This window comes from Shewanella waksmanii ATCC BAA-643 (assembly GCF_000518805.1).
Taxonomy (GTDB): domain Bacteria; phylum Pseudomonadota; class Gammaproteobacteria; order Enterobacterales; family Shewanellaceae; genus Shewanella; species Shewanella waksmanii.
Window position 1 is genome coordinate 247,483 of the sequence record NZ_JAEH01000001.1, and the last position, 14,319, is coordinate 261,801.

The following is a 14,319-nucleotide window of genomic DNA, read 5'->3' on the forward strand; positions in this document are numbered from 1 at the left end:
AGATATTCTTTTGTTACGGCTAAGACACTAGCACTGTCTAGCTCACTTTTGGACAAAAACGTGTTAGAACAGCACCTCTGAAGTTAGCTAGCAGAATGAGAGACAGTAAGCTATTTATGGGCAACTTAGAATCTCAGAAACTGACCTTTTCCTTTTATTCAACCTATTTAAATCAGCATACAAATATCAGATTTTCCTTCACACTCTCTTCACACCTTAATCGATATAGTAGCTACACATTGAGCAGCACGAGACTTAAAAACTCTGTTACTTAATATAAAATTTTGTACTACCCACTTGATTTATTAAGGAAAAACCATGTTTAAAAAATTAATCGTGTTACCTCTTGTTTTATTTTCAAGCCTTAGTTTTGCTAATTATGAACCTACACAACAAGGTGGGTTTTCAGGACCAAATACAGATGTTGAATTGTCAGTTAAACAAGCGTTAGAAGTAAAAGATGATACGACTGTTTCTTTAACTGGTCATATTGTACTTTCAAATGGTGGAGAAGATTACTGGTTTGAAGATAAAACTGGCCGTATCCTAGTTGAAATTGATAACCATGTATTTAAAAACCAGACTGTAACACCTGAAATGTTAGTGACAATTGTTGGTGAAGTCGATAATGATTGGAGCGATAGTTCAGTGGATGTAGATGCATTAACAATCAATTTATAATAGATTGATTCAAGCATGCATCTTTCGTAAGGTAACTATTTATCATTCAACTTTATAAGTTTGTATTACGAAGGTGCTAAAATGCATATATTAATTGTGGATGATACGCATAGTGTCGCAGAAACAATTGCTGATTATCTTGAACTTGAAGGCATGACCATTGATTTTGCTTATCATGGAGAAGCAGCCTTACAATTAGTGCAAGATAATCACTATGATGCCATTATCATGGACATTATGATGCCCAAAATGGATGGCATTACAGCGGTTAAAAAGTTAAGAGAAGAATTATTTTGTGATACACCTATTTTGTTCTTAACCGCTAAGGATCAGCTTGAAGATAAAATAGCTTCTTTCAAAGCTGGTGGTGATGACTATTTAGTAAAGCCCTTTGCATTAGAAGAATTGAGTTTACGTTTACATGCTCTTTCCCATCGTGGTGTACGTCAAAACATTGGCCAATTGAGCTTTGCGGATATCAGTGTTGATGTTAAAAGTGGTGAAGTGAATTGCGCTGGTAAAATGATTAAAGTGAGTCCAACTCAATTAACCATTCTTAAAGTGTTACTTAAAAAAGCTCCTAATATTGCGAGTCGACAAGAAGTCATACAAGCAATATGGGGAGATGAAAGCCCTTCTAGTGATGCACTGCGAAGTCATGTATATAGCTTGCGCACTAAACTTGCTGAAGGGCAAAATGAATCCCGACTAGAGACTATTCATGGGCAAGGCTTCCGACTTAAATCAGAATAACAAACAATATCCGAGCATTTATCGCCACATAAGACGCCATTTAAGCATCTCATTGTTGGTTATTTTTTGTTTTTTCGGCTCAACTGTTTATCTTGCTGAAAGCAAACTTGAAGTGATTAGTTTGCATCATTGGCTAGATACTGAATTAGATCGTTACGAGAAAGAATATGCCATCTATGGTTTAGCTACCAAGCTGCCCAACACCGCTGAATTTGATACTTATTGGACAGAACGTGAAGTACCTGATTGGTTAGCTCCATTCCAGCAGATTGGTTTTAATGAGCACTTATTAGGCTCAGAAGACAAACACTTTATTATCGCAAACCACCCTTCAGGTAAGGGGTTGATGTATATTGTCTTTAAAAAAGATGCCGATGATTTTTTAGATATATATGAAGAAAGTCTACATACCTATATTATATTCCTCGGTTTATTTATTGCATTGGGCGTGGTGATTTACAATTTCTATTTTATGCGTTTAATATCTTCGCCATTACTCGCCATAGAGCAAAAAATCACGCTAATGAAACCTAACCAACAGATGTCTAAACTACAAACAAAATATCGTGAAACACGCCATATAGAACAAACCTTTATTAAGAATAAAAAGGATATTGAAGGCTTTTTCCAACGAGAAACCGAGTTTAGTCGCTTTTCATCTCATGAGTTACGCACACCAATCATGGTGATCAAAGGCTCTGCTGAGTTATTAGCAAAAATGCCCAACCAGCTGCCTGTTGCACAAAAAGCAATTAAACGCGTACAACAGGCCTGCGAAGACATGGAAGTATTATCAGAAGCCTTTTTATTATTAGGTAAGGAATCAATTGAAGAAGCACACTTTAAAGAGGTTCAGCTTGAAGATGCTGTTAGAAAACAGCTCGATGAATTGCAGGTTTTATTTTTAAAACAAGGATTAGATTACTCCTTACATCTACATCAACCAGCCACAATAAAGTGTCCACCTTCCTTTGTTTCTATTGTGATTAATAACCTCATTAAAAATGCATTTAGTTACAGCGTTGCAGATATTCAAGTCAGCCTACAACAGCGACAATTGACCATCACGAATCGTCATCAAGGAAACGAAACTTATCAAGCAGGCTATGGTTGTGGTTTGGTGATTGTTGAGCGCGTGTGCGAACGAATGGGATGGATATTTACTAGTAAAGATACGGGAGAAGAGTTTATAGCCTTTGTACAATTTTAAGTTGTTCCTACAATAAAATATTAGCTAATATTTTATTGTTAGTATCCTGTTCTTCAAACATTTAACCTTCCTTAAATTGAGTAAATCTACTCTGCTGAATTATTTTAAACTTAATTTGAATATAAAAAATACCTTCACGTTCTCTTCACACCTTTACCTGCATAATGCCCACATATTAATTTACTTGGTCGTAATAAGTAAGTTAACAACCTGCCATTATTGAGCGACTTATTTTGTGAGGAAAAATTATGTTTAAGAAATTATGTGTATTACCAATTGCTATGTTTTCTAGCATTAGCTTTGCAGCCATTACACCTATTCAACAAGGTGGATTTAAAGGCCCTAGTTCTGCTCCCCAATTAACAGTTTTACAAGTTCAAGATGCACAAGACGAAACCTTGGTTTCAATTACAGGCCATATTGTTTCGACGCAAGGAGATGAAAATTACCTATTTAAAGATGAAACAGGTGAGATTCAAGTTGAAATTGACAATCATTTATTTCATGGCCAAGCAGTGACCCCAGAAACAATAATTACCATCGTTGGTGAAGTAGATAAAGAATGGAAACAAATTTCGATTGATGCTGACTCGTTATTAATCAATCAATAAATGCTAGCTGAACGAATAAAAATTATGGATAAGGACATGATAATTAAGACTTTAGCATCCGTAATTGTAAGTTTAGCTGGGCTTATCGGTCTGACTATATATGCACTAGTTACTTATAGTAGTGATATTTATAACGCATTAGAGGATGACTCTTTAATAAAAATTCAGACCCAAATCGAGAATGTACATACCAACATTGAATCAGTTGTAGAAAATACGGAAAAAACTATTGAAGGTAACATCATTGAAATTCACGGCCATGTTGAATCGGCAATGAGTAAAACTGACGAGACAATTCAAGGCCATGCAGAGCAGTTTAAAAGTAATGTTAACTCCGCAGTTGAGAGTACAAATTTACAAATTCAAGGTAGTGTTAAAAATATTAATGAAACTGATGTAGAAGAAGATGAGAGTATTGAGTAAAAGTAGAATAAGCTTCCTTCTACATAAAATGGAAAATATGCTTTGTTTAATATTTTCCATTTTTATCTCAACTAGAAAATGAAAGTCAAACATTTCAATGTGTCGGTCAATAGAAAATTGGACACAACTTCAAAACGTATCTAACTCGTTTTGGGGCAGAAACGTGCTAGAGCATCGATTCTAATTAAACCAAAAATGACTAGAAAAATTATCTTAGTTTATTTGGAAGCACTAATTCTCTCTGCGCCCTTTATCAAGTAGGAGCTTAAGATCTAACTTATGTGTTATTGATTAGGGAGGTCATAGCTATTTAGTATGTGCTGACGCCGCTTGCAAAGGCCTAATAACTAGAGCAACGCGGCGTGAGGTCCCTGGCTAGGTTTGAGGAACCCTAACGAAGAGAGAGGCAGGACTGACTATGACAAGATTCGTCAAGTAGGCATGGGCAGATTACGGATTCAAGTTTCTCACGAAGAATCCATAAAAAGCTGATAATTAGTCCGCTCGCAGTATCAATTATTCCGACTATACCTGAAATAGCCCAGCTAATGATTTCGTTATAAGTTTGACCGAGCGACCTTTTTCTCAGTTTATTCTTAAACTCGCACAGTAATTTACACAGGTCTTCTCTTTTTTGCTTATCAATAGATCCGTGAATCCTATTTTTGGCCGCCCTTATAATAGCCCTTACATCTCCCTTTGCTATTCTTCTGGCCTGATGGCTTTTCTTTTTTCTTATCATGCTTCGAGAAGATTTTATCAGTCCACTTTTATTCCTAACCAGATTAACATACCTCTCATTATTGACACTTCCTGTCATTGTAATTCCTTAATTTTACACAATAATTACTCCTATTAGTGCTCCAAATAAAAATGATGCTGTAAGATTACGAATCTTATCTTTAATGCACTGTAGTTTTTTGCTGTAAATTGCGCTTATGTTAGCAATAAATACAGATGCAATAACGAGTTGTGTCGCCAACAACTCACTCTCGACTAGAACTACAAAGCCCCCCCCTAGAAGAGCAAAAGCAAACATCAATAAAACACTAACTCCTTCGGTATCACTCTTCATAAGCTAGTCGCCTATTCTAGTAGAACCTAATTAATACTTAGCACTCTTAGCATGAAATGGCAATAAAAAATCTAGATGTTCTTGAGTTTATAGAATTATCAGCTAACTCACAAAGTAGGTCATAGGGTCAGGTCTTTATTTTACCTAATGCATTAATTCAGGTATGGCAAATGTGATAAAGCAATTTATGAAATAGTTACTGTTCCAACACATTAAGGGGCAGAAGTAAGTCATATAACAAGCTTGGGGATTTTAATAAAACCTAAATCGAAGAGATAAAATATCTAGGTGTAGATGCGGCTGCGAGTTTCGGTTTCATGGATGAAACCTTAAAGCGGCCATGGATGGCTTTACAGCGTCTCGCAGAAGTAGCTGCACATTCCCCGCCGGACAGGCGTTAGATGACTTTGAAGGTTCAACCTTAGAACTCATCGCAGAGCCCACATGGAGGTGCTTGTGGCGTCTCGCAGAAGTAGCTGCACACTCCTCGCCGGACAGGCGTTAGGTTCCGGCCTGAAAACGTCCCGCAATGACGATGGTATCACCCTTAAACGGGCCTAAAACACACTATACCACCTCACAATAAGCCATTGTTTTATAGGGGCTACCGGTTGATATAAACCATGTTGACCACATTTTAGAAACGGCTTTACAGCAAGTGAATTAGCACAAATGACTTTCTCTAATTCGTCGACCTCAGTTGGATTAGTGAGTTTAATTGACGCAACTAAGCAGATTTAAACGATCTCAGGTCCAACAAAGAAGGTTTCATACATGTATTCAAAAATCATAGGTAGCGGCTTATTAATTACAACGGCATTTTTTGCCGTAGCAGATCAGTACAATATGTCGTTGAACTACGAACCTATCACAATGAAAAACGGCGCTGTCACCACCCAACCCGCTTCGGTTGTCGATAAAGTTTGGCATGTAGAGAAAAAAACCGTTACGCCTATTACCGAAGGTGTCTATCGCATTGCAGGCTGGGGGATTGGGAATGTGATCGCAGTGCAAGCGCCTGAAGGCTGGGTTATTGTAGATACGGGCGATAGTATGACAGTGGCCAAAGAGCAACGCGCTGCATTAGAACAATTGTTGAATGATAGCCTTGATGTAGCAGCGGTTTTGTATACTCACTCGCATTATGTGTTTGGCACCCAAGCCTGGATGGGAGAGAACACTAAAGTATATGCCCATGAATGGATGGAAAAACACTTACACGCAGACAATGGTGTCAGCGCCTTAGCAGGCAATTTCAACGCGAGAGCCATGATCCAGTTTGGCATGCTTCACCCTGAGAGTGGCCCTGATGCCTTTCCTAATCAACTTGGCTTCAGCATGGATAAACTGTCAGGTGAAAAAGGCTATGTATCACCAGATATTACGTTTGCACATAACGAGATAGAAACACACCATATTGCAGGCACAGAAGTGATTGTGCTGCCAAGTCCTACAGATGTTACCGATAGCGTGGCCTATTACTTTCCTGAAAAAAGCTTGATGGTGACTAATGCTATTAATGGCGATGGCGGTATCTTTAATTTATACACCTTAAGAGGCGATAGATACCGAGATCCAATTCGATTGGTAGAGGCAGCAGATTTGCTGTTGTCATACGACTTTGATTTTCATGTCGACATTCATGGCGCAGCCAATACAACCCGAGAAGATGCCGTGCAGTCGATTCACGCTTTTAGAGATTCGATGCAACTCATTCACGATCAAACCGTTCGGGCAATTAGCCTAGGAAAAGATGCACAAGGTGCAGCGGAATTTGTTCATATGCCATTGGCGCTTAGACAGGATAAAGAGATCTATGGTCAAGTTGAAAGCCATATAAAGCAAGTTTATAACGGCATAATGGGCTGGAAAGGTTGGGACGTTTACGATATTAATCCGCTGCGCACTAACGAATTTGCCAAGAAGTATATAGACAGCCTTGGCGGCGTAGAAACTGTCAGTGAAATGGTCAAATCGTCTAATCAAAAACAAAGCCTTGATGGCTGGCAGTGGTCGCTTTATCTGACCTCGCAAATATTGGCAGTTGATGCAAATAACGCCGATGTAAAGCAGCTTAGAGCTGACGCTGCAAGAGCCCTTGGACAACGTACCAGTTCGGCAAATGCACGTGGGTTCTATATATCAGAAGCGCTGTTGCATGAAGGCAAACTGTCACTAGAGGGTCATGAGTTACACAGCTTTCAGCAATTAGGCCAAATGATGGGCGTGATTGATGAGCAAAGGCTGAAAAAGTCGCCGATAGCATCAAACGTAGAATACTTACGTTATTTAGTTGATACCCAAAAAGCGCAAGGTTTATATGCAAAGTTCAACTTAGCCATGAACGATAGTGATGCCGCATTTAGCATTGTGCTTCGAAACGGCATTATCCAAGTTGCGCAGCAGACAATTGATGGTGTGACTATTTCACTCTCCCATGCACAATGGAGTGACGTGTTACTGGGCAAGACAAGCTTTGGCCAACTAGACCCTTCTTTAAAAGATTTTGATAAGGCCTTAATTTTATAGCCTTAAAACAACTTGAATAAGCGACCTAATCAGGTCGCTTTTTTTGTGGTTGGAATACTCAACTAGCAGATATAACTTTCTCTAATTCATCGATTTACCCTCAGTAAAAATGTGTAATGCACCTATAAATTTTTATTGGCAAAACGACACATCATTGAGGCTTTCGATATATGTATTACTCGTTGCAGCACCGCGTTAAAAACAGCTTTATGACCATGAAAGTCGTAACCCCCCTCTTTAGTCTTCAGACTGCCTTACTCATTTTTATAAGGTGATTAAAGTGTCACTTTCTTTTAGATTAAAACTCAATGTAAAGTCGCTTGCTGTAGCAGGTACAGTGTTAGTTAGTACGGTCTTAAACGCAGAAGATATAACCCTTGATGATATCGCAATAGACGGGCAGCGCTATTATCGGCCAACGATCACCAATAGCAGTTGGGAGGAACTAGCTTCTCAGGGGGCCCAGTATGAGTCGCCCTACAAAGTCTCGCTATTTAACCCTCAACATGGTGAAGATAGTGCGCGTTTGTGGTCGCAAACCAAATCAGTCGCCGCTTACGGTGTTGGTGTAGCGGGTGCAATGACATTACTGCCAACCAGTATTACCAACTGGGATAAAAGTGATGATAGGTTGATGCAAAAATGGTGGGATAATGTTCGCTCTGGTCCGGTGTGGGATCGCGATGATTTCGCCATTAATTATATTGGCCACCCATACTTTGGTGGCGTTTATTACCAAGCGGCTCGTAAATCTGGCTATCGTCAATGGGATGCGTTTATTTACTCATTTATGATGTCGACATTCTACTGGGAATACGGCGTTGAGGCTTTTGCCGAAACGCCATCAATTCAAGACATTGTGGTCACCCCGGTGCTTGGTTGGGTTTATGGAGAGTGGGCGTATAACAAAGAGCAGCAGATCCTTGCTCGGGGCGGTACCGTTTGGGGCAGTGAAGGCATGGGCAGTACTGCGCGTTTTTTCCTTGACCCAATCGACTCAATAGGCCGAGGTGTTAACCAATTATTTGGCCAAGATATTGTTATAGCCGGCACGGGTTATATCGGGATCTCGGAGCAAGAGTTAGATAACGGCTTAACGGATAAACAAGTGAAATTGCAGTTAAGCTATAGCATTGGTGGCGGTCGAACTGAATCTAATATTAGTCGTTACAGTTATCTACACAGCTATCATGAACAAACTGGTGATCCTGTGAGCTACTCTATAGTCGGTATCTCTGCCGGTACCAGCATGCTACAGCCATCTTCGGCTTGGGGGCTAGAATCTGGATGGGCGCCTACATTGAGCCTAGGTTTGTATTTCACGCCAAGTCTGTCAACTAGGCTAAGCTATGCCAGAGCCGATTTAAAGCAGCATCATAGTCAGCACAGCGTCACCTTTGAGCAATACAGTTTAGATACCCAATATTACTTTAATGCTGAGCAGTCAATGCGGCCCTATCTCACTGCCGGTTTTGGCGAGTCAATGCGTGACAAAGACTTAAGCCAAAAAGCATTCCAAATAAACCTAGGAGCGGGATTGCATTACCAACTTGCGGCCAACTGGGCCTTGCAACTTGATTGGCAGCAACACTATAGCGCTAAACATAAACAATCGGATAGGCAGCTCAATGCACAGTTCGTATATCGATTTGGCCAAGGTGCGAGCAACTAAATCACAGTCTACATTGATAGCGATTGTTAAACTTCTACCTTAGTTAAAAGTTTAACAATCAATTTGGGCACACTTTTGGATTCATTTCTCCAAAAAATGTGAAACAAGCTGTGCTGCAAGCGCTGACAGCGACTTGCTGGATTCAAAATAAAAACAAGCATCAAACTCTCGTAGAGGCTCTAGCGATAACAAAGCACGACACTATTCGCTAGTGAGCTTACAGTTCAAAATATGCACATTTATCTGTCACTCTGAACACTGAACACTGAACACTTAACACTTAACACTTAACAATCACTATGCCATTGATGCAGGCCTATGCTTCAAACAATACCATTGCAGCCTAATAATCAAAGCCAATTTGCGCTTTCACCCCAGCTTCAAACGCATGCTTGATAGGCTGCACTTCACTGACCGTATCCGCCAAAGCTCTCCTGAATTGATGATGATCACAACCGGTACAGAAGGTTCTTTATTGTCGACTCCCTTCGTAGTCAGTAATAGAGTTATATCGCAACATGACTTTGACAATACACTACTGAAGATTGATTAATTTTTAGTGCTCAGCAAAAAAATTTATTACATTCCAGCTCATCACACCTTACAAAATTCACCCACCCGTTCTCACCTAAGCAATTGATTTGCTAGAGCACAAACACTAAAAGTAAAACCTTGTTCTCATAAGCGGTCAATGAAAATAAATTTATTCATGTTTAACAGATACTTATAAAGCTTAAATGTGACCAACTCTTCTTTTTTTTGTTACCTAACTCTGCGACAATCGCCGCACAAGTTAACAAGAAGTTAGCAGATATTATTATAAAGATGGGGTTGATATATGAAATATGTAATAACGCTACCGGAGATTTCGTCATTAGGCTCTCCTCCTACCTGACCTACTTTCATTATTAGACAGAAATAAAACAACATTTTTAATTTGGATTTCGACCTACAGGTCGGACTGAAAAACAGCTAATCGGAAGTAAAGTTAATGTTAAACAAATCAACAATTGCAATCGCTATTGTCACTATGCTTAGTGCAGGTTCAGTGAGCGCTGTAGTACTCGATGGTGATACTCAAGGTGACCATGTTCGTCTGTACGGCGAAGTCGGTGTCGGTGGGCATTTTGATACTCATGCAGATTATAACCATGATGAATTCTACGACACCAAAAGCTACGTAGATGATAGCTTTGCCACTTTAGGTGTAACCGGACAGCGCCAACAATTCACTTATCGGCTAGAGCTTGACTACCAACGTCGTAACTGGCTTGGTGGCGACGGTGAATTTGAATTAGCGATCGACAAACTATACGTAGGTTACGTGTTAACTGATCAACAATGGTTCGAACTCGGCTTAACTGACACCGCATTCGACGATTACGACCACTTCGGTGATTTTACATTTAACAAATCCATTGAAACCGGTGAAGCTGGTGACCAAGAAAATACGGTTAAATACCAAGCCGAATTTGAAAACCTCATTGTCGGTGCCTCCTACTCATACGACGGCGAACATAAAAGTGGGGCGCTACAAGGCGACATCATTAATGGGTACGTAGGTTGGATGTCTGATCCGTTGTCAGTTGTCGTTGGTTTAGAAACTCGTGGCGGCTCTAACGGTATTAGCAAATACGGTGAACAAAAGCTGATTGGACTCGGTGTGCGCCTGAAACTGATGACAGACTTATCTATCGGGTTAAATGGCTTTTTAGAAGATGAAGATTTGTCGACACGTAAAAGCGGTGATATTCACCTAGATTATCAAACCTTCCGAAACCAAGGCCTAACGGTCAGTGCCAAATACGATCTAAATGAACACTGGGAAATAATTAGTTCTGTAAACCACGAAGAATACGAGGGCTGGGACTTAATCGGTCCTAATTATGACTACTCTGAACTTCCACCAGAATACGGAAAAGAACGTCAGTGGGCCAGCTTAGGCTTCAACTACCGCCCAGCCCGCGATGTTGTCTTGTCTGTTGAAGGCCGAGTTGGTGAAGCCCCTGAAGCTGGCTATGCATACGCACGTATTTACTTCTAGTCCGAACTGAATTCAATTTTACAGAGTTTACTATGAAAAAAAGTTTCCTATCGTTGGCCATTGCCAGCACTATCAGCATGGGCGCCTTCGCTGGCGTTGAAGACTTACTGATCACCGAAATGACCCAAAGCACCGATGCCAATGTTGGCACGGTTGAGATCACCAATACAGGGTCTGATGCTTTCACTTTCACCGATGACGTTACCGCATTCCAACGCTCTAGCGGCAAGTACGACAACCAGTTGCTTAATGCTGATGCTAAGCCCCTGCTGACGGGTTACACACTCGCACCGGGTGCTTCTATGGTGGTAGTCAATAGCAGATCTAGCGAAGAATTTCGCAATGCCATTACGACTCAAGGCGGCACTGTTGTTGTTTCTACATACGATGCCAGTAATAAGTACAATAACCTGTTTATGACAAGTGATGATGGTTTTTTCCTGAAAAATGGCGATACCGTTATCGATCGTGTGGGTGCTGTAAATGAGACCAGTAAATGGGCACCGAATACCACTTTGCGCCGTAAAAAAGCCGCTGATGGTAACAATCCGGCTCAATCTGGTACGTTCGATGCGACTAAGTGGCAGAATATCTTACCAATGAGATTTGATGATCTAGGTAAATCAGAGCTTCCTGCTGCTGATGCTGAAGACATCATGGACATCTTTACATGTCCAACCAATAGCAATGAAATCATGTCTCCTAGCGAAATCCAAGGGACAGGCTTTACCTCGCCTCTGATTGCTGCTGGTGAAACCGAATCAGCTGAAAAAGTGGCTGTAGAGGGTATTGTCTCAGCAAAAGTTGCTATCCCTAACGAAGGCTTCTACCTGCGTAATATTGTTTCTGATAACAATCCAGAAACCTCAGATGGTATCTTTGTGAGTTCTAGTGCAGCGGGCGAATTAAAAGTGGGTCAGACTGTTTGTATCGGCAGTAAAGTTGCTGAGTTTGAAGGTCAGACTCAACTGTCTGCAGATACCGCATTTAGCTGGAACGTCACAGATACTAACATCCTAACCCAGCCGACAGATATTGAAGTTATAAGTGCAGATAATGGCTCTTTCGATAAGACGCTAGAGCGTTATGAAGGTATGTTGGTTAACCTGCCTGCAGATCTCGATCCTCACACTGATGGCGATCAAGATATGCGCATCACGCGTAGCTTTAGCTACAACTATCTATTAAGTAGCAAAGGCCATAACCGTAACAACATGGTGGCCGCTTATAAGCGTCCTAACTTGCAACCTAACCACTTGCACGTTGCTGGCAGCCCAGAGTCTAAAGCCGCCTACGAGCAAAACAATGACTACCGATTGGTGATTGAAAGCTCACCTAAATCCAACGGCACCGAAATCCCCTATTATGCAGGGTTTAATAGTGACCCGCATACCAACTATATTCGCATCGACGACAGCCTAGTTAACGCGCAAGGTGTGATCAGTCAATATGAAACTGAGTTAATCCCCGGCACTGATAAGTTTGACCAGGACTATAGCCTGACGATAACCAATCAGTTGACCAGTGATAACTTTATTCACAACTTACCACGGACAGAGAAACCCGACCTGAAAGACACCGTGGCAGAAGATGATTTTGCTATCCGCATTTCTAGTCAGAACCTATTTAACTTCTTTAACTCTCCTTTTGGTGGCGACAATAACAACTTTGGTCAGAGCCGAGGAGCAGATAGCTACGATGAATATATTAACCAGAGAACCAAGCTGGTAGAGATTATTCGTGCTCAAGATGCCGATGTCATGGCCCTAATGGAGATTGAAAACAACGGTTTTGGTGATGCCAGTGCTATTGCTGAGATTGTCAATCAAGTCAATGTCCAGTACGTGGATGAGCGCGCTCAAGATTACAATGGACCGAACTCCACAGAGAACCGTTATGTGTTTGTTGGCTTTGACAACAATGGTAATCAAATGTTGGATAACCTAGACGCCATTGGTTCAGACGCCATTGCGACAGGTATCATCTATCGTCCAAGCAAAATGAGCATTGAGCGCACTCGCGTTATCCCAATGCCTCAACAGAAAGCGCCTACCATAGTGAACGACTTAGGTGAGGTGATCAAAGATCAGAACGAGGAAATTCTAGAGAACGGTCAGAATTACCACCGTGACGCCTTGGTAGTAACCTTTATCGTTAACCAAACAGGTAAGCGTTTAACACTCGCCGTCAACCACCTTAAGTCAAAAGGTTCTACTTGTTGGGAAGAATGGCAAGGTGTTGAGTTTGGTAATGCCACGACTTGGAACAATCGCACCGCACCAGATCTGGACTACCAAGGGTCTTGTGCCGAGTTCCGTGTAGCCGGTGCTGTGCATTTAGGTGAAGAGATGGAGGATATCCCAGGGGATAAGATCATCTTGGGTGATTTGAACGCCTACGGTAAAGAAGATCCGATACTTGTCCTTACGGAGAATCCACGTAACAAAACTATCGTTACTGCAAGTCACACTTTCCTTGGACCTAAGCCACAGTTTAATGAAGATGGCTCAGCTGCCACCATCACCAAGACATATGGTTACATCGATATCGTCAGTGAAAAGTTTAAGGAGAAGGGCAAGACTCCTTGGAGCTACTCATTCAGTGACGAAATAGGTTCACTTGATCACATCTTGATCTCACCTTCCCTAAAAGATCGCGTGATTGATGCCACTGACTGGCATGTTAATGCAGCAGAAACAGGCCTGTATGACTACCAAAACCGCTTTAAAGGTAGCATTGATGGAACAGGTACACATAAGTTCTATAAGCCAGATATCTATCGAGCTTCGGACCATGACCCAGCACTCATTACCCTTAGCTATAAACCAGGTGATGCAGATGCTAACGTGCCTCTAAATCTGCCAAAACTAAGAAAACTGATCAAGGTTCCATACCAGATCCCAGCAGCGACTTCTGCTCAAGTTGGCGATGTAGCAACCATTAGCATGAGCCCAGAGGATGATGAGCAACGCTTAGATTTGAGTCAAATGGTACTGCCTAATGTCGTGCTCTCTAACGATGTGACAAAGCTGATTAACTTCGAAGTCTTTGGTGCACCGTCAGCAATTTACAACGTAAGCGTCAGTCTACAGCGTGATGGCAAAGTTGTTGAAGGTTCTAAGCAAACTTTCCGAGCCAAGGTATCTAATCGCGATACCTTGATTGCTGACATTGTTGAAGAAGAGATTGATCACACCGGTGGTGATGGCAGTGCAGGAAGCACTAGCGTCATCAGCTTGCTATCCCTGTTAGGGCTTGCAGCTATACGCCGTCGTCTTCGCAAGTAAGCGTTGATCTCGACAATGAAGCGCCAGTCTTCAG

10 protein-coding genes and 1 pseudogene are annotated in these 14,319 nt (G+C 41.3%); 9 read left to right on the forward strand and 2 right to left on the reverse strand.

The genetic code is table 11. The features are described 5' to 3' along the window. The first annotated feature begins 318 nt into the window (after nucleotides 1–318). From L865_RS0101170 to L865_RS0101190, 5 genes are all read left to right on the forward strand, one after another. Nucleotides 319–681, forward strand: a complete 363-nt coding sequence (locus tag L865_RS0101170; RefSeq protein ID WP_028771546.1) for a YgiW/YdeI family stress tolerance OB fold protein — start codon at nucleotides 319–321, stop codon at nucleotides 679–681. An 81-nt stretch (nucleotides 682–762) separates the two neighbouring features. Continuing rightward, on the forward strand, nucleotides 763–1,434 hold the full coding sequence (locus L865_RS0101175; RefSeq protein WP_028771547.1) for a response regulator transcription factor: 672 nt from the start codon (nucleotides 763–765) through the stop codon (nucleotides 1,432–1,434). Further along, nucleotides 1,403–2,644, forward strand: a complete 1,242-nt coding sequence (locus L865_RS0101180) for a sensor histidine kinase (protein WP_028771548.1) — start codon at nucleotides 1,403–1,405, stop codon at nucleotides 2,642–2,644. The genes L865_RS0101175 and L865_RS0101180 overlap by 32 nt, the downstream gene beginning before the upstream one ends. 248 nt (nucleotides 2,645–2,892) lie before the next feature. Further along, entirely contained in the window at nucleotides 2,893–3,255 is a 363-nt protein-coding gene (locus tag L865_RS0101185; RefSeq protein WP_028771549.1) for a YgiW/YdeI family stress tolerance OB fold protein, read from the forward strand. Nucleotides 3,256–3,291: 36 nt separating this feature from the next. Continuing rightward, nucleotides 3,292–3,678, forward strand: a complete 387-nt coding sequence (locus L865_RS0101190) for a hypothetical protein (protein WP_028771550.1) — start codon at nucleotides 3,292–3,294, stop codon at nucleotides 3,676–3,678. Between the two features lie 835 nt (nucleotides 3,679–4,513). Here the strand turns inward: L865_RS0101190 and L865_RS0101200 are convergent. Beyond that, nucleotides 4,514–4,753: a hypothetical protein gene (locus L865_RS0101200; protein ID WP_028771552.1), complete on the reverse strand. Its 240-nt coding sequence runs from the start codon at nucleotides 4,751–4,753 to the stop codon at nucleotides 4,514–4,516. A 774-nt stretch (nucleotides 4,754–5,527) separates the two neighbouring features. Here L865_RS0101200 and L865_RS0101205 point away from each other — a divergent pair. After that, nucleotides 5,528–7,282, forward strand: coding sequence for an alkyl sulfatase dimerization domain-containing protein (locus tag L865_RS0101205; protein WP_028771553.1), 1,755 nt, complete (start codon nucleotides 5,528–5,530; stop codon nucleotides 7,280–7,282). A 280-nt stretch (nucleotides 7,283–7,562) separates the two neighbouring features. After that, nucleotides 7,563–8,954, forward strand: coding sequence for a DUF3943 domain-containing protein (locus L865_RS0101210; protein ID WP_028771554.1), 1,392 nt, complete (start codon nucleotides 7,563–7,565; stop codon nucleotides 8,952–8,954). Between the two features lie 343 nt (nucleotides 8,955–9,297). Here L865_RS0101210 and L865_RS25385 read toward each other — a convergent pair. Beyond that, nucleotides 9,298–9,405, reverse strand: a pseudogene (locus L865_RS25385) (cob(I)yrinic acid a,c-diamide adenosyltransferase); the annotation flags it as partial. 540 nt (nucleotides 9,406–9,945) lie between these two features. On the opposite strand from L865_RS25385, the gene L865_RS0101220 reads away from it, so the two are divergent. Then, nucleotides 9,946–10,998, forward strand: a complete 1,053-nt coding sequence (locus L865_RS0101220; protein WP_028771555.1) for a hypothetical protein — start codon at nucleotides 9,946–9,948, stop codon at nucleotides 10,996–10,998. Nucleotides 10,999–11,030: 32 nt separating this feature from the next. Next, nucleotides 11,031–14,285, forward strand: a complete 3,255-nt coding sequence (locus L865_RS0101225; RefSeq protein WP_028771556.1) for an ExeM/NucH family extracellular endonuclease — start codon at nucleotides 11,031–11,033, stop codon at nucleotides 14,283–14,285. Nucleotides 14,286–14,319 lie beyond the last annotated feature (34 nt).

Bases quoted from the DNA above. Each gene is read 5' to 3' on its own strand.
- L865_RS0101170 (WP_028771546.1), top strand. From the start codon at position 319: ATGTTTAAAAAATTAATCGTGTTACCTCTTGTTTTATTTTCAAGCCTT.
- L865_RS0101175 (WP_028771547.1), top strand. From the start codon at position 763: ATGCATATATTAATTGTGGATGATACGCATAGTGTCGCAGAAACAATT.
- L865_RS0101180 (WP_028771548.1), top strand. From the start codon at position 1,403: ATGGGCAAGGCTTCCGACTTAAATCAGAATAACAAACAATATCCGAGC.
- L865_RS0101185 (WP_028771549.1), top strand. From the start codon at position 2,893: ATGTTTAAGAAATTATGTGTATTACCAATTGCTATGTTTTCTAGCATT.
- L865_RS0101190 (WP_028771550.1), top strand. From the start codon at position 3,292: ATGATAATTAAGACTTTAGCATCCGTAATTGTAAGTTTAGCTGGGCTT.
- L865_RS0101200 (WP_028771552.1), bottom strand. From the start codon at position 4,753: ATGAAGAGTGATACCGAAGGAGTTAGTGTTTTATTGATGTTTGCTTTT.
- L865_RS0101205 (WP_028771553.1), top strand. From the start codon at position 5,528: ATGTATTCAAAAATCATAGGTAGCGGCTTATTAATTACAACGGCATTT.
- L865_RS0101220 (WP_028771555.1), top strand. From the start codon at position 9,946: ATGTTAAACAAATCAACAATTGCAATCGCTATTGTCACTATGCTTAGT.
- L865_RS0101225 (WP_028771556.1), top strand. From the start codon at position 11,031: ATGAAAAAAAGTTTCCTATCGTTGGCCATTGCCAGCACTATCAGCATG.